Annotated in this window: 14 protein-coding genes and 1 pseudogene; 7 read left to right on the forward strand and 8 right to left on the reverse strand. The window is 71.3% G+C overall.

Translation table 11 applies throughout. The features are described 5' to 3' along the window. Positions 1–110 precede the first annotated feature (110 nt). The 5 genes and pseudogenes from ACZ518_RS13940 (at position 111) to ACZ518_RS13960 (ending at position 5,276) form a co-directional block, all read left to right on the forward strand. Positions 111–881 carry a helix-turn-helix domain-containing protein gene (locus tag ACZ518_RS13940; protein WP_469113259.1) on the forward strand — a complete coding sequence of 257 codons (771 nt, stop codon included), beginning with the start codon at positions 111–113 and terminating at the stop codon, positions 879–881. 49 nt (positions 882–930) lie between these two features. Further along, positions 931–1,086, forward strand: a pseudogene (locus ACZ518_RS13945) (HD domain-containing protein); the annotation flags it as partial. Between the two features lie 717 nt (positions 1,087–1,803). Beyond that, positions 1,804–3,714 (forward strand): Stk1 family PASTA domain-containing Ser/Thr kinase, encoded by a 1,911-nt coding sequence (gene pknB, locus ACZ518_RS13950; protein ID WP_469113260.1) that lies wholly within the window; start codon positions 1,804–1,806, stop codon positions 3,712–3,714. 6 nt (positions 3,715–3,720) lie between these two features. Beyond that, positions 3,721–4,581, forward strand: a complete 861-nt coding sequence (locus tag ACZ518_RS13955; protein ID WP_469113261.1) for a deoxyribonuclease IV — start codon at positions 3,721–3,723, stop codon at positions 4,579–4,581. A 101-nt stretch (positions 4,582–4,682) separates the two neighbouring features. Next, positions 4,683–5,276: a DUF4396 domain-containing protein gene (locus ACZ518_RS13960; protein ID WP_469113262.1), complete on the forward strand. Its 594-nt coding sequence runs from the start codon at positions 4,683–4,685 to the stop codon at positions 5,274–5,276. Positions 5,277–5,323: 47 nt separating this feature from the next. Here the strand turns inward: ACZ518_RS13960 and ACZ518_RS13965 are convergent, their stop codons facing one another. Further along, positions 5,324–5,956 (reverse strand): sulfite oxidase-like oxidoreductase, encoded by a 633-nt coding sequence (locus ACZ518_RS13965; RefSeq protein ID WP_469113263.1) that lies wholly within the window; start codon positions 5,954–5,956, stop codon positions 5,324–5,326. A gap of 171 nt (positions 5,957–6,127) precedes the next feature. Here ACZ518_RS13965 and bfr point away from each other — a divergent pair, with 171 nt between their 5' ends. After that, the gene (bfr, locus tag ACZ518_RS13970; RefSeq protein WP_388935547.1) at positions 6,128–6,604 is read left to right on the forward strand and encodes a bacterioferritin; all 477 of its coding nucleotides are present in this window, start codon (positions 6,128–6,130) and stop codon (positions 6,602–6,604) included. A gap of 70 nt (positions 6,605–6,674) precedes the next feature. Here bfr and ACZ518_RS13975 read toward each other — a convergent pair whose 3' ends face one another. Beyond that, positions 6,675–6,941, reverse strand: a complete 267-nt coding sequence (locus ACZ518_RS13975; protein WP_469113264.1) for a (2Fe-2S)-binding protein — start codon at positions 6,939–6,941, stop codon at positions 6,675–6,677. Positions 6,942–7,102: 161 nt separating this feature from the next. Further along, the gene (locus ACZ518_RS13980; RefSeq protein ID WP_469113265.1) at positions 7,103–8,467 is read right to left on the reverse strand and encodes a class II 3-deoxy-7-phosphoheptulonate synthase; all 1,365 of its coding nucleotides are present in this window, start codon (positions 8,465–8,467) and stop codon (positions 7,103–7,105) included. Positions 8,468–8,801: 334 nt separating this feature from the next. Between ACZ518_RS13980 and ACZ518_RS13985 the strand changes: the two genes are divergently transcribed. Continuing rightward, the gene (locus tag ACZ518_RS13985) at positions 8,802–10,727 is read left to right on the forward strand and encodes an anthranilate synthase family protein (protein WP_469113266.1); all 1,926 of its coding nucleotides are present in this window, start codon (positions 8,802–8,804) and stop codon (positions 10,725–10,727) included. Positions 10,728–10,865: 138 nt separating this feature from the next. Here ACZ518_RS13985 and ACZ518_RS13990 read toward each other — a convergent pair whose 3' ends face one another. The 5 genes from ACZ518_RS13990 to ACZ518_RS14010 all read right to left on the reverse strand — a co-directional run bounded on the left by ACZ518_RS13990 (position 10,866) and on the right by ACZ518_RS14010 (position 15,923). After that, entirely contained in the window at positions 10,866–11,876 is a 1,011-nt protein-coding gene (locus tag ACZ518_RS13990; RefSeq protein WP_469113478.1) for a 2-hydroxyacid dehydrogenase, read from the reverse strand. A gap of 121 nt (positions 11,877–11,997) precedes the next feature. After that, on the reverse strand, positions 11,998–13,029 hold the full coding sequence (locus ACZ518_RS13995) for a 6-phosphofructokinase (RefSeq protein WP_469113479.1): 1,032 nt from the start codon (positions 13,027–13,029) through the stop codon (positions 11,998–12,000). A 156-nt stretch (positions 13,030–13,185) separates the two neighbouring features. Further along, positions 13,186–13,830 (reverse strand): response regulator, encoded by a 645-nt coding sequence (locus tag ACZ518_RS14000; protein WP_042803204.1) that lies wholly within the window; start codon positions 13,828–13,830, stop codon positions 13,186–13,188. 35 nt (positions 13,831–13,865) lie between these two features. Continuing rightward, positions 13,866–15,077: a MacS family sensor histidine kinase gene (gene macS, locus ACZ518_RS14005; RefSeq protein WP_469113267.1), complete on the reverse strand. Its 1,212-nt coding sequence runs from the start codon at positions 15,075–15,077 to the stop codon at positions 13,866–13,868. 57 nt (positions 15,078–15,134) lie between these two features. After that, positions 15,135–15,923 carry a lysophospholipid acyltransferase family protein gene (locus ACZ518_RS14010; RefSeq protein WP_469113480.1) on the reverse strand — a complete coding sequence of 263 codons (789 nt, stop codon included), beginning with the start codon at positions 15,921–15,923 and terminating at the stop codon, positions 15,135–15,137. Between the last annotated feature and the right edge of the window lie 89 nt (positions 15,924–16,012).

Raw genomic sequence — 16,012 nt, forward strand, 5'->3', positions numbered from 1 at the left:
GCGACGACGCTTCGGGCGTCTCTCGGGCGTCACTCGCTGGGGTGTCAATGACACCCACGAAGGCGTCAAACCGGTGTCACTCCAAGGCGGTTCGGTCTAGCTTGGACTTCATGACGACGACCGCCGTGGTGCCGAACGATGTGCTGCGGGCCGTGCGTATCGGCCTGCGGTTAAGTCAGGACGACTTCGCCAAGGCGCTCCGTCGGGCAGGTGTGGAACTGGGGGAGCCGAACGAGGCTTCCAAGCGGCTGGTGCAGCGCTGGGAGTCCGGTACGAGCAAGACGCCTCGGGGTGTGTACGCGAGGGCCTTGGAACGGGTCACTGGCCGTCCGGTCGAGGCCTTGGGGTTCTCGCTGCCGGTTCCCATGGCACGAGTTCACCCAGACGGGAAGGGAGGACATGACATGGAGGCCGGAACAACAACTGGTGTTGCACCCGCCCCTGCAGGCGTGCAGACGGGTGAGGAGACGTTCTCGGGGGTTTGGCTGAGCCGCTACGAGTTCTTCTCTTCGAGCCGGGACGCCTCGTACGAGGGCAAGCACTACGTAGTGATCGTCCAGCACGGGAACCGGCTGACTGCTCAGAGCCTGCCAGGGGCGAGCAGCAACCCGGACAGCCCGCTCACCCTCGACCTCACCGTCGACCGCAACGTGGTCACGGGTACCTGGGTCGAGCAGACCGCTGCAGACGGCTACTACAACGGGGCCCGCTACCACGGCGCCATCCAACTCCTGGTCGAGCCGACCGGACGACGCATGGCCGGCAAATGGGTCGGTTTCGGCAAGGACTTCGACGTGAACACCGGTCCTTGGGAACTGCGGCTGGTGGACCGATCCACGACCAAGGCGACGCTGGAGAGGTACAGCCAGCCCCCGGAATGATCGGCTGCTAGCGCCCCATGACGTGTCTGAAGGGGCTCGGATCGGGATCATCGAGTACAAGGCGCAGGGCTACGCGAACGCGCAGCGCTGGATCGACAACAGCCGCGGGCGCCTCACCACCGAATCCGCCCAGCGCCTCGCCGACGAACTCCTCGCCCAAGGCACCCTGGACTGGCTCCGCGCAGCCATGGGCGAACAGCCCTGATCGTCCTGCCGGTCTGATCAGCACCAGACGGCCGTCAGCCGCCGAGATCAGAGGAGCGCGTAGCGATCTGACGCGCCCATGCGCATCCTGGGCTGCTCTGTTCGTCCTCTGGTGCGGGTATCAGCCCAAGACGGGCGCCGGACGCCGAAAAATGCGAAGCGCGTAGCGATCTGGTGCGCCTGGGGGCTCCGCAGGTCGCTCTGATCAACCTCTCGTGCGGGTAGTCGCGCCCCCGGCCCGGAACCAGGGATCAACGGGCCCGGATGCCCGGCCGGCCAAGCCCCGGCCCCGTCGCTCATCGCTGACACGGCCGTCCCTCCCCCTCTGGACCGTGCCGTTCTTTTGGGGGCTTCCCGGCAGTCTTTCGGCTTTCCGGGGCGGGACGGGCTGTCAAGGGTCGCCGAAGGCGATCACGAAGTGACGCGACCGAAGGGAGCGCCCTTGACAGGCCGGCACGAACCGGAAGGACGATGGGACTGACGGGAAACCCCCCAACCAGCTGCGAGACCGCCCCAGGGGACACCGCCCCCCACCCCACCCACCCGCACCCGGGGGCGGGTGGGCAACCACCGGCCCGCCCCCTCCCCCTCGAGGGGGAGATAGCCAGCCCGCGCCGCAGGCCCCGTACGCACCCGCCCCGACCTGCCCATGTCACGGCTCCGCTGCAAGCGTGGACACCCCGGACGGCTCAAACTCACCGGCTCGTAGAATCGCCGGGTGGATACGACCCTGGATGACCCCCTCGTCGGGCGCGTGCTCGACGGCCGCTACCGCGTCGACGCCCGTATCGCGGCGGGCGGAATGGCGACGGTCTACCGGGCCGTCGACACCCGCCTCGACCGGGTCCTCGCGCTGAAGATCATGCACCCGGACCTGGCCGCCGACGCCGCCTTCGTCGACCGTTTCATCCGCGAGGCGAAGTCCGTGGCGCGCCTCGCGCACCCCAACGTCGTCGCCGTCTTCGACCAGGGGACGGACGGGCCGTACACCTACCTCGCGATGGAGTACGTGTCCGGCTGCACCCTGCGCGACGTCCTGCGCGAGCGCGGCGCGCTGCAGCCGCGGGCCGCGCTCGACATCCTGGAGCCGGTCCTCGCCGCCCTCGGCACCGCCCACCGCGCCGGTTTCGTGCACCGGGACATGAAGCCCGAGAACGTCCTGATCGGCGACGACGGCAGCGTCAAGGTCGCCGACTTCGGCCTCGTACGCTCCGTCGACTCGGCCACCAACACCACCGGCTCCGTCCTCGGCACCGTCTCGTACCTCGCACCCGAGCAGATCGAGGACGGGATCACCGACACCCGCGTGGACGTCTACGCCTGCGGTGTCGTCCTGTACGAGATGCTCACCGGCTCCAAGCCGCACACCGGCGGCACCCCCGCCCAGGTGCTGTACCAGCACCTCAACGAGGACGTTCCGCCCCCGTCGGCCGCCGTCCCCGGCCTGCCCGCCGCGCTCGACGAGCTGGTCGCGCACGCCGCCGCCCGCAGTCCCGAGCTGCGCCCGTACGACGCCGCCGCTCTGCTCGGCCTGACCCGGGAGGCCCGGGCGCGGCTGGGAGAGGCCGAGCTGGACGCCGTACCGCCGCAGGCGCGGGCGCAGGAGCGGTCCGCGACCGAGGACCGCACCAGCGTGATCCCCCGGCCCGTGGGGCAGGGCGGGCCCGTGCACCACACCTCCCGCCTGGAGCGCCCGCAGGCCGCCGAGCAGCAGCCCCCCGCTCCGGCGGCGGGGCGGGGGCCGCGGCGCGGGGTGCTCCTCGTCATCGCCGCGGTCCTGCTCGTCCTCGGTATCGGCGGCGGCGTCTGGTACATCAACTCCGGCCAGTTCACCAAGGTTCCGAACCTCCTCGGCAAGACGGAGGCCCAGGCCCGCGACGAGCTCTCGGCCGCCGGCCTGGGCGTCAAGAAGATCGACCGGAAGTTCAGCGAGGCCTTCGAGCGCGGGACGGTCATGGCGACCAGCCCCGGCGGCGGCAAGCAGATCCGCGGCAACGACGCGGTCGTCCTCACCGTCTCGCGGGGCCCCGAGGTCGTCAGCGTGCCCGACCTCAAGGGCAGGCCGTTGGAGGAGGCCAAGGCGGAGCTGACGAAGGCGGGGCTGGCCCCCGGCATCGTCACGCAGGCCTTCAGCCAGGACGTCGCCCAGGGCTCGGTGATCAGCACCGACCCGGCGGGCGGCCAGAAGCGGGCCCCGGACTCCGCGGTCGCACTCGTCGTCAGCAAGGGCCGGCCGGTGCAGGTCCCGAGCGTGACGGGCAAGTCCGCGGACCAGGCCCGGGCCGCGCTGGAAGCGCTCGGCCTGAAGGTCGAGACGGCCCCGGACCAGGTCAATTCCCCCTCCCCCGCCGGCACGGTGGCCAACCAGTCGGCTGCCGCGGGCACCTCGGCCGCCGCGGGCGACACGGTCACGCTGACCCTGTCCAAGGGCCCTCGCCAGGTGCAGGTGCCGAACGTCACCGGCCAGGACGTGGACGCCGCCCGCAGGGCCCTGGAGGCCCTGGGCTTCAAGGTGAAGGTGGACCGCCCCTTCCTCTCCTTCAGCAGCACGGTGGACACCCAGTCGGTGCCCGCCGGCCAGAGCGCGCCCGAGGGCAGCACGATCACCGTCAAGACCAAGGGACTCTGAGAGCCAGTGACACGCAATCCCGTGGGCGGGCACGTCCCCGTCGCCGGCGGGCTGGCCTCGGTCGGCCTCACCTACGCCCGGGAGATGGGCGCGGAGGCCGTGCAGGTCTTCGTCGCCAACCCGCGCGGCTGGGCCACCCCGACCGGCAACCCCGCGCAGGACGAGCTGTTCCGCACCCAGTGCGCCGAGGAGTCGATCCCCGCGTACGTGCACGCCCCGTACCTGATCAACTTCGGCTCGCACACCGAGGCGACCGTCGAGAAGTCGGTGGAGTCCCTGCGCCACTCGCTGCGCCGGGGCCGGGAGATCGGTGCGCTCGGGGTGGTCGTCCACACCGGCTCGGCCACCGGGGGCCGCCCGCGCGAGGCGGCGTACGCGCAGGTCAGGGAGCACATGCTGCCGCTGCTGGACGAGCTGACGCACGACGACGACCCGTTCCTGCTGCTGGAGTCCACGGCCGGGCAGGGCTCCTCGCTGTGCTCGCGCACCTGGGACTTCGGCCCGTACTTCGAGGCGCTCGACCACCATCCGAAGCTCGGCATCTGCCTGGACACCTGCCACATCTTCGCGGCCGGGCACGACCTGGCCGAGCCGGGCGGTACCAAGCAGACGCTGGACCTGTTGGTGGAGACGGTGGGCGCGGGCCGGCTGAAGCTGATCCACGCGAACGACTCCAAGGAGGGCGTCGGCGCGCACAAGGACCGGCACGCCAACATCGGACAGGGCCACATCGGCCGGGAGGCCTTCGCCGAGCTGTTCTCGCACCCGGAGATGGACGGCGTACCGCTGATCATCGAGACGCCGGGCGGCAAGGAGGGGCACGCGGCCGACGTGGCGCTCCTGAAGGAGCTCCGCGACCTCCACTGACCCCCTGAAGATCTGTTGAGGAATACCCTGGGGGGGTATACGGTTCTGTCGTACCGACGGGACCGCTACCAGGCGTTCCCCTCAGGCTTTCGGGGGTTGTCATGGAGCACGAGAACCACGAGCACCACCAGCACCACGCACACCACCAGCAGCAGCACCACGGAGCCGAGCACCAGGACCACGCCGGCCACGGCGCCCACGACGCACACCAGGGCCACGACGCCCACGCAGGCCACGCAGGCCACGCCCACGGCGGCAAGGTCAGCTGGGCCATGGCCGCCCGGGCCACCCTGCACTGCCTCACCGGCTGCGCCATCGGCGAGGTGCTCGGCATGATCGTCGGCACCGCGCTGGGCTGGGGGAACGTCCCGACGATGATCCTGGCGATCGTCCTCGCCTTCTTCTTCGGCTACGCGCTCACCCTGCGCGGGATCCTCGCCGCCGGCGTGGACCTCCGTTCGGCCATCCGGGTGGCGCTGGCCGCGGACACCCTGTCGATCGCGGTCATGGAGCTGGTCGACAACGGCGTGATCGCCCTGTGGCCCGGCGCCATGGACGCCCACCTGTCGGAGCCGCTCTTCTGGACGGTGCTGGCGATCTCGCTCGCCGTCGCCTTCGTCCTGACCACCCCGGTCAACAAGTGGATGATCGGCCGCGGCAAGGGCCACGCCGTCGTCCACCAGTACCACCACTGAGGTACCACCAGGGGGTACCGGCCCCGAGACCCGCGGCGGCCCGTGAGCTACAGCTCCGGGCCGTCTCCCGGTTCCTCCTGGTACGAGTAGCGCTGCTCCCGCCAGGGGTCGCCGATGTTGTGGTAGCCGCGCTCCTCCCAGAAGCCCCGGCGGTCGGCGGTCATGTACTCCACGCCGCGGACCCACTTGGGGCCCTTCCACGCGTACAGGTGCGGGACCACGAGCCGCAGCGGGAAGCCGTGCTCGGCCGTCAGCAGTTCGCCACCCATGTGAGTGGCGAAGACGGTCCGGTCGGAGGCGAAGTCGGCCAGCCTCATGTTGGAGCTGAAGCCGTACTCGGCCCACACCATCACGTGCGTGACCTGCGGGGCCGGCGGGGCCAGGGCCAGTACGGTACGCGCCAGCACGCCGCCCCATTCGGCGCCCGTCATGCTGAACTTGGTGACGCAGTGCAGGTCGGCCACGACCGACTCGAACGGCAGGGCCGCGAACTCCTCGTGGTTCCAGCAGTGCTTCTCGCCGTCGGCGGTCGCGCCGAAGACGCGGAACTCCCAGCGGTCCGGCTTGAACTTGGGCACGGGACCGTAGTGGGTGACGGGCCAACCCCTCTGCAACCGCTGCCCCGGAGGGAGCTCGAGCTGCTCTGCTCCCGGAGATTCCCGGCTTTCCGGCTGACCCATGCCTCCATGGTGACAGACGTGGCGGGGTGGTCACGACCAGGTAAGACCCGATTCGGGCAAGTCGCGGCAACTCCCACTAAGGAGGCACTTACTGGACGCCCCAGGGCGGCAGTGCAAGGATGCGCGCACTGCCCAGTCACTAGCTGACATTGCCTGGAAGGAGCCTCTGCGATGCAGGGCGACCCCGAGGTCCTCGAATTCCTCAACGAGCAGCTGACCGGCGAGCTCACGGCCATCAACCAGTACTGGCTGCATTACCGCATCCAGGACAACAAGGGGTGGACCAAGCTCGCCAAGTACACGCGTGAAGAGTCCATCGACGAGATGAAGCACGCGGACAAGATCACCGAGCGCATCCTCATGCTCGACGGTCTGCCGAACTACCAGCGCCTCTTCCACGTGCGCGTCGGACAGACGATCACGGAGATGTTCCAGGCGGACCGGCAGGTCGAGGTCGAGGCCATCGACCGCCTCAAGCGCGGCATCGAGGTCATGCGCGGGAAGGGCGACATCACGTCCGCCCGCCTCTTCGAGGAGATCCTGGCGGACGAGGAGCACCACATCGACTACCTCGACACCCAGCTGGAGCTCATCGAGTCCCTCGGCGAGGCGCTGTACATCGCGCAGCTCATCGAGCAGCCGAGCTAGCCGACGCCCCTCGGACGGACCCCCGGACGGACCCCCGGACCGGCCCCCGGACGGCCCCTGGGTCGGACCCTCAGGCGGCTTCCGCCAGCTCCGGCGCGGGCGCCGCGGCGGGGTCGGCGGCGAGGACGGCCGCGGCGTTGCCCTTCTCCAGCAGCTCCCGGCGCGGGCAGGCCCCACGGCCGAGGATGCCCTGGATGGTGCGCACGCACGAGCCGCAGTCGGTGCCGGCCTTGGTGGCCGAGGCGATCTGGCGGGGGGTGCAGGCCCCGGCAGCCGCGTGTTCCTTCACCTGCTTGTCGGTGACGCCGAAGCAAGAGCAGACGTACACGCGGTTCACCTCCCTGGAGCGGAACGGTTCGGCAGGCCATCCCCTATTCGGTGAGGCTTACCTAACCGTACCCAAAGTTAGGGTCCCCTAAAAGACCCGGGTACGACGATGGGGCGCGGATCACATCGATCCGCGCCCCATTGCCGTAGGAAGCTACCTACTGATCGCGACTACTGGTCGCGGTACATCTCGGCGACCAGGAAGGCCAGGTCCAGGGACTGGCTGCGGTTGAGCCGCGGGTCGCAGGCCGTCTCGTAGCGCTGGTGCAGGTCGTCGACGAAGATCTCGTCGCCGCCGCCCACGCACTCGGTGACGTCGTCACCGGTGAGCTCGACGTGGATGCCGCCCGGGTGGGTGCCCAGCGCCTTGTGCACCTCGAAGAAGCCCTTGACCTCGTCGAGCACGTCGTCGAAACGGCGCGTCTTGTGGCCGGAGGCCGCCTCGAAGGTGTTGCCGTGCATCGGGTCGGTGACCCACGCGACGGTCGCACCGGACGCGGTGACCTTCTCGACCAGCTCGGGGAGCTTGTCGCGGACCTTGTCGGCGCCCATGCGGACGACGAAGGTCAGCCGGCCCGGCTCGCGCTCCGGGTCCAGGCGGTCGATGTACGTCAGCGCCTCGTCCACCGAGGTGGTCGGGCCGAGCTTGATGCCGATCGGGTTGGCGATCTGCGAGCAGAACTCGATGTGGGCGTGGTCCAGCTGGCGGGTGCGCTCACCGATCCAGACCATGTGGCCGGAGGTGTCGTACAGCTTGCCGGTACGCGAGTCCGTGCGGGTGAGGGCGCCCTCGTAGTCCAGCAGCAGCGCCTCGTGGGACGCGTAGAACTCGACCGCCTTGAACTCGGCCGGGTCGGTGCCACAGGCCTTCATGAAGTTCAGGGCGTTGTCGATCTCCCGCGCGAGCTGCTCGTAGCGCTGCCCGGACGGGGAGGACTTCACGAAGTCCTGGTTCCAGGCGTGCACCTGGCGCAGGTCGGCGTAGCCACCGGTGGTGAAGGCGCGCACCAGGTTCAGCGTCGAGGCCGACGCGTGGTACATGCGCTTGAGCCGCTCCGGGTCCGGGACGCGGGCCTCTTCGGTGAAGGCGAAGCCGTTGACGGAGTCACCGCGGTAGGTCGGCAGGGTGACGCCGTCGCGGGTCTCGGTGTCCTTGGAGCGCGGCTTGGAGTACTGGCCCGCGATGCGGCCGACCTTCACGACGGGCACGGAGGCCGCGTACGTGAGGACGGCGCTCATCTGGAGCAGGGTCTTCAGCTTGGCGCGGATGTGGTCGGCGGAGACGGCGTCGAAGGCCTCGGCGCAGTCGCCGCCCTGGAGCAGGAACGCCTCGCCCTTGGCGACGGCTCCCAGACGGGCGCGCAGCTGGTCGCACTCGCCCGCGAAGACGAGCGGAGGATACGACTCGAGGTCCGCGACGACAGCGCGCAGGGCCTCGGCATCGGGGTACGAAGGCTGCTGCGCCGCGGGAAGGTCTCGCCAGGTCGCCTTGGCGGCGGGGGCTTGGTTTTCAGCGTTCACGGTCACCTCGTACACATTACGTCGTCATTCGCCGTGTCCGGCCGGACGCCCACCAGATGAGACGGTGTCGTTCGGGTTCCGTTCGAAGGCCCGGGGTCCGCGGATTAACGGAATGCAAGGTTCACATGTCGGAAAAGGTCAGATGCAGCGGACCGGCGTCCCGGTGGGCTAGGGTGCCTCCCATGTACGCGCACGCCAACCTGAACTGGTGGTGGCCCGCTCCCGGCGGCCCACCCCTCTCGCGTACCCACTGACACGAGCGAAGCGAAGGCCGCCCCCGAGGGGCGGCCTTTTCCGTGTGCCGACACGGGCCGTCCCTCCCTCCGACACCCCACCGGAAGGACGCCCCATGACCAGCCCCACGCCCCGCCCCGCGCCCCGCCCCGACTTCGGCCTCACCCGGCTCCTCGACGACTCCGCCCCGCCCTTCGCCCTGCTGCGCCGGCGGACCCCGGGCCGCGACCACGACACCGTCGAGGTGCTCCTCGGCCCGGTCCACGAGGCCGGCCGCCTCGCCGACCTGCCCGTACGGGAGCTGCCCACCCTCGCCCTGGTCCCCTTCCGGCAGATCCGCGAGCGCGGGTTCGACGTACGCGACGACGGCACGCCGCTGGCCGTGCTGACCGCCGAGGAGGCGTACGAGATCCCGCTCGCCGCCGCGCTGGCCGGGCTCCCGGACCACCGCGTCCGGGTGGACGGCGGCGGCTTCGACGTCCCCGACGAGGAGTACGCGGCCACCGTCGACCGGGTGATCCGCGAGGAGATCGGCCGCGGCGAGGGCGCGAACTTCGTGATCCGGCGCACCTACGAGGGCCGGATCGACGGCTTCGGCCGGGCCGACGCGCTGGCCCTGTTCCGGCGGCTGCTGGAGGGCGAGCGGGGCGCGTACTGGACGTACGTCGTCCACACCCCGGACCGCACCCTGGTCGGGGCCAGCCCCGAGGTGCACGTGCGGATGTCCGGCGGCACGGTCGTGATGAACCCCATCAGCGGCACCTACCGCTATCCGGCCTCCGGCCCGACCGCCGAGTCGCTCCTCGGCTTCCTCGCCGACCGCAAGGAGACCGAGGAGCTGTCGATGGTGGTCGACGAGGAACTGAAGATGATGTGCACGGTCGGCGACATGGGCGGTGTCGTCGTCGGCCCCCGCCTGAAGGAGATGTCCCACCTCGCGCACACCGAGTACGAGCTCCGCGGACGCTCCTCGCTGGACGTCCGGGAGGTCCTGAAGGAGACCATGTTCGCGGCGACCGTGACCGGCTCGCCCGTACAGAACGCCTGCCGGGTGATCGAGCGGTACGAGAGCGGCGGCCGCGGCTACTACGCGGGCGCGCTGGCGCTGCTCGGCCTGGACGCGTCCGGCGCCCAGACCCTGGACTCCCCCATCCTGATCCGCACCGCCGACATCGCCCCGGACGGGGCGCTGCGGGTGCCGGTCGGTGCCACCCTGGTCCGCCACTCGGACCCGCTCGGCGAGGTGGCCGAGACGCACGCCAAGGCCGCCGGGGTACTGGCGGCCCTGGGCGTACGGCCCGCCGCGCCCCGGCCGGCCTTCGACGGGGCCGGGCTGGCCGACGACCCCCGGGTGCAGGCGGCCCTCGCCTCGCGGCGGGCGGACCTGGCGCCGTTCTGGCTCCGCATGCAGGAGCGGCCGGCGGACGCGGGCGGGCACGCGCTGGTGATCGACGCGGAGGACACCTTCACGGCGATGCTGGCCCACGTGCTGCGGGTGGCCGGTCTGGAGGTGACCGTACGCCGCTACGACGACCCCGGGCTGCGGTCCCTGGCCCTGGCCTGGGACGGCCCGGTCGTCCTCGGCCCGGGGCCGGGGAACCCGGCGGACGCGGCCGATCCCAAGATGCGGATGCTGCGCGGGCTGGCGCGGGAGCTGCTCGCCTCCCACCGAGGGGGACTGCTGGGGGTGTGCCTCGGGCACGAGCTGATCGCGGCGGAGCTGGGGCTGCCGCTGGTGCGGAAGGCCGAGCCGGCGCAGGGGGCGCAGGTGGTGGTCGACCTCTTCGGCACGCCGGAGGTGGTGGGCTTCTACAACACGTACGCCGCGGCCTGTGACGCGGAGGCGGAGGCGGAGCTGTCCGCGCACGGGGTGGAGGTGTCGCGGGACGCCGTCACGGGCGAGGTGCACGCGCTGCGGTGCGCTGCGCGGGGCTTCGCGGGGGTGCAGTTCCACCCGGAGTCGGTGCTGACCCTGCGGGGGGCGGAGCTGGTGTCCGCCGCCGTCCGCTCGGTGACGGGGGCCGCCGCCGGTCCGGCGTAGCCGGGCGGGGTGCGGGCCGTTGCCCTGCCGGGCCGGTCCCCGGGCGCTGCGCGGGGGTCCGGGGGCGGAGCCCCCGGTTTCGGGAAGGGGCGGGGTGGGGGAAAGGCCCGCCGCAGGCGCCCCGCACCCCGGCACGGATCAGCCCCCGGGAGGAACAAGGGTGTTTTCGGAGCGGCGCCCCGCCAGGTAGTCCGCCACGTTGCGGACCGTCGCGTCCACGATCTGCCCCACCGCGTCCAGCGTGTAGTACGCCTGGTGGGACGTGACGACCACGTTCGGGAAGGTGACCAGCCGGGCCAGGGTGTCGTCCTCGACCGCCTCCAGGGACCGGTCCGTGAAGAAGACCCCGGCCTCCGCCTCGTACACGTCCAGGCCCACCCCCGCGAAGCGGCCCGCCCGCAGCTCCGCGACCAGGGCCTCCGTGTCGATCAGCCCGCCCCGGCTGGAGTTCACGAGGACCGCGTCGTCCCGCATCGCCTTCAGCGCGGCCGCGTCGACGATGTGGTGCGTGGACTCCAGCAGCGGCACGTGCAGGCTGATCAGGTCGGCGGATGCGAACAGCTCGTCCTTGTCCACGTACGCCATGCCCAGTTCCACGCACGCCGGGTTCGGCACGAGGTCCCAGCCCAGCAGTTTCATGCCGAAGCCGTGGGCGATCCGGGTGAAGGCCTCGCCGATCTTGCCGGTGCCGAGGACCCCCGCCGTGCGGCCCCGCAGGTCGCGGCCCATCAGCCCGTTCAGGCGGAAGTCGAAGTCCCGGGTGCGGTTGGAGGCGCGGACGATCCGCCGGTTCACGGCCATGGCCAGGGTCCAGGCGAACTCCGCCACCGAGTAGGGGGAGTAGTACGAGACCCGGCTGACGGTCATGCGGAGCTGCCGGGCCACGTCCAGGTCGATGTTGTTGAAGCCGGTGGAGCGCTGCGCGATCATGCGGGTGCCGCCGGCGGCCAGGGTGCGCAGGACCCGGCCGTGCAGTTCGGCGTTGACGCTGGAGGAGACGACCTCGTAGCCGGCGGCGATCGGCGCGGTGTCCTCGCCGAGGAAGACGTCGAGGCAGCGGACCTCGTGGCGCCCACCGAAGTGTTCCTCGAAGGCGCGCTCCAGGAGGGGCTTCTCGTCGGCGGTCACGCCGAAGGCCAGGATCTCCACGCTCGCTCCCCACAGGTCGGCCACGGGTCGTTCCGTCACGATACGACCCGTGGCCCGGGCCCGCCCGGCTCCGCCCGGGCCCGCCCGGCTCCGCCCGGGCCCGCCCGGCTCCGCCCGGGCGTCAGCCGAAGAAGACCCCGACCTCCTCGTACAGCGCGGGGTCGACCGTCTTCAGCTTCGCGGTGGCCTCCGCGATCGGCACTCGGACGATGTCCGTCCCCTTCAGCGCGACCATCTTGCCGAAGTCCCCGTCGCGCACCGCGTCGATCGCGTGCAGTCCGAAACGGGTGGCGAGCCAGCGGTCGAAGGCGCTCGGGGTGCCGCCGCGCTGGATGTGCCCGAGGACCGTCGTACGGGCCTCCTTGCCGGTCCGCGACTCGATCTCCTTGGCCAGCCACTCGCCCACGCCCGACAGCCGGACGTGTCCGAAGGAGTCGCGGGAGACGGCGTCCTTGAGGACCAGGTCGCCGTCCTTGGGCATGGCCCCCTCGGCGACCACCACGATGGGCGCGTAGCTGGCCTTGAAGCGGGAGGTCACCCAGGCGCAGACCTGGTCCACGTCGAAGCGCTGCTCCGGGATGAGGATGACGTTCGCGCCGCCCGCCAGCCCCGAGTGCAGGGCGATCCAGCCGGCGTGCCGGCCCATGACCTCGACGACCAGGACCCGCATGTGGGACTCGGCCGTGGTGTGCAGCCGGTCGATGGCCTCGGTGGCGATGCCCACGGCGGTGTCGAAGCCGAAGGTGTAGTCGGTGGCCGAGAGGTCGTTGTCGATGGTCTTCGGTACGCCGACGCAGGGGACGCCGTACTCCTCGTAGAGCCGGGCGGCCACGCCGAGGGTGTCCTCGCCGCCGATCGCGACGAGCGCGTCGACCTCGAACTTGGCGAGGTTCTCCTTGATCGCGCGGACGCCGTTCTCCGTCTTGAACGGGTTGGTGCGCGAGGAGCCGAGGATGGTGCCGCCCCGGGGCAGGATGCCCCGGACGGCGGGGATGTCCAGCGGGACGGTGTCCCCCTCGATCGGCCCCCGCCAGCCGTCCTTGAAGCCGACGAACCCGTATCCGTACTCCTGCGTGCCCTTGCGGACGACGCCCCTGATCACCGCGTTGAGTCCGGGGCAGTCGCCGCCGCCGGTGAGCACTCCGACCTTCATGGAATCTCCCTTCGCCATGACCGTCACGCTAGTGGTGACACAGGTCACAGCAAGGGTCCTGGAGGGGTCAATTCCGGTGAAAACACGGGACGTTGCGTACTCCCCGTTCACTCGTACGGGGAGGCGGGGTGGAAGTAAGTACGACGTACGAACGGGTTACGCGTCGTCGAGCCCGCGCTCTATCGCGTAGCGGACGAGCTCCACCCGGTTGTGCAGCTGGAGCTTGCCGAGGGTGTTCTGCACGTGGTTCTGGACCGTGCGGTGGGAGATCACCAGCCGCTCCGCGATCTGCTTGTACGACAGCCCCTTCGCCACCAGCCGCAGCACCTCGGTCTCCCGGTCGGTCAGCTGCGGGGCCTTCGGCACGTCGGGGGCGGCCGGCGCCGGGTCGGTGGCCAGGCGCCGGTACTCGCCGAGGACGAGACCCGCCAGGCCCGGGGTGAACACCGGGTCGCCGGCCGCCGTACGGCGGACCGCGTCGATCAGCTCCTGCGCCCCGGCCGACTTCAGCAGGTAGCCGGTCGCCCCGGACTTCACCGCCTCCAGGACGTCGGCGTGCTCACCGCTGGCCGACAGGACGAGCACGCGCAGTGCGGGATCGGCGCCGACCAGCTCCTTGCAGACCTGTACCCCGGGCATGCCCGGCAGGTTGAGGTCCAGGACCAGCACCCGCGGCGCCGCCGCGCGGGCCCGGCGTACCGCCTCCGGCCCGTCACCGGCCGTGGCGACGACGTCGAAGCCCGCGGCGGCCAGGTCCCGGGCCACCGCGTCCCGCCACATCGGATGGTCGTCGACGACCATCACCTTGATGTCCTGGAGCTCGCTGCTGTCGTCGTTCACTGGGTCCTCCCCCTCGGTACTTTCAGTTCCACTTCGGTGCCCTGTCCGGGGACGGACACCAGCTCGGCGCTGCCGCCGAGGTCGCGCAGGCGACCGCGGATGGACAGGGCCACGCCCATGCGCCCCTCGCCCTCCGCCTGGTCGAGCCGGCCGGCCGGGATGCCCGGGCCGTCGTCCCGTACGGTCACGATCACCTCGTCGCCCCAGTCCTCGACCAGGATCCAGGCACTGGCCGCCTCCCCGGCGTGCTTGCGCACGTTGTCGAGGGCCGCGCCGACCGCCGCCGCCAGTTCCCGCGCGGCGGGCGCTGGCAGCACCACCGGGGTGCCCGGCTCGGCGAAGCTCACCCGGGAGCCGGCGTGCGGGGCCAGCAGGGAGCGCAGGTCCATCTCCGCCCCCTCCGCGCCGGGCTCCTCCACCTCGTACGTGTCCACCAGCGCGCCGAGCGACCCGTCGCGCGAGACCCGGGAGGGCTGCACCAGCCCGCTGGAGACCAGCGTGCGCAGCGCCACCTCCTGCTCGCCCGCCATCCGGCCGAGCTCGGCGGCCTCCCCGCCCAGCTCGGTGCCGCGCCGCTGGACCATGGCGAGGACCTGGAGGACCCCGTCGTGGATGTCGCGGGCGAGGCGCTCGCGCTCGCGGGTCGCGGCCTCGATCTCCAGGGCGCGGGCGAGGGTGGCCTCACTGGCCCGCGCGACCTCGACGACGTAGCCGATGGCTATGGAGGCGACCCAGACCAGCAGCACGTTGTGGAGGGTGTCCCGGGTGGGGTCGCCGCCGTGGATGACGAGGTTGGCGGCGGCCACGAAGGTCGAGGCGAAGCCGGCCCAGCGCCAGCCGCCCTTGAGGGCGAAGGCCAGGACCGAGCCGGCCGTCCAGATGCTGGGGAGGGTCGGGCCGCCCTCCGTGATCCGCTGGTGGGTGTCGGCGAGCGGGGTGAGCAGGATGCCGGTCAGCGCGACGGCGAGGTCGGCGACGAGGAAACCCTTGGTGCAGCTGGCCGCGTTCGCCACCCGGCGGTGGGTGGCCAGCGTCCAGACGGCGAGGAGGGCGAGGTAGCCGGCCGCCACCCCGGGGTGGTCGAACTTCCGGTAGGCCGCGGCGAACAGCAGGGCCGCGTAGACCATGGTGAGCAGCCGGTACGCCGTCAGGGCCTGCCACAGCGGCTGCTCGACCGACATCCGTACGACGCGCTCGCGCTTCGCCATTTCCCCCACCCGCCCCGATCTCGCGGGCACGGCCTCCAGGCCGGCCCGCCGCGCGCACTACTCCGCGCCCGTCTCTCCCTTGGCCTTCTCGGCCTCGGCCTTCTCCGCTTCGGCCTTCTCGGCCTCGGCCTTGGCCGCCTTGTCGGCCGCCTTGCCGCTCTCCTTGGCCGCCTTCTCCGCGTCCGCGATCTGCCGCTTGGCGGCCGTCGCGTAGATGTCCACGTACTCCTGGCCGGAGAGCTTCATGATCTCGTACATGACCTCGTCGGTCACCGAGCGGAGGATGAAGCGGTCGCCGTCCATGCCCTGGTAGCGGCTGAAGTCCAGCGGCTTGCCGATCCGGATGCCCGGGCGCATCAGCTTCGGGACCACCTTGCCGGGCGGCTGGATCTTCTCGGTGTCGATCATCGCGACCGGGATCACGGGCGCGCCCGTGGCCAGCGCGACCCGGGCCAGACCGCCCGGCTTGCCGCGGTAGAGGCGGCCGTCGGGTGAACGGGTCCCCTCGGGGTAAATACCGAACAGCTCCCCGCGCTCGATGACCTCGATGCCGCTCTTGATGGCCGCCTCGCCCGCACCGCGCGCGCCGGAGCGGTCCACCGGGAGCTGCCCGACGCCCTTGAAGAAGGCCGCCGTCAGCTTGCCCTTGACCCCCGGGGAGGTGAAGTACTCCGCCTTCGCGATGAAGGTCACCTTCCGGTCCAGTACGGCCGGCAGGAAGAAGGAGTCGGAGAAGGACAGGTGGTTGCTCGCGAGGATCGCCGGCCCCTCGGCGGGAATGTTCTCGAGGCCCTCCACCCACGGCCTGAAGGCGAGCTTCAGGGACCCTCCGATGGAGAACTTCATTGCGCCGTAGATCAACTCGAAAGCCTTCCTGTGTCTGTCGAACAGACCATATCCCGTGGGCCCGCGCGGAGCGCCCGACGGCCCTGGTC

Source organism: Streptomyces sp. NPDC033966, from assembly GCF_055575955.1.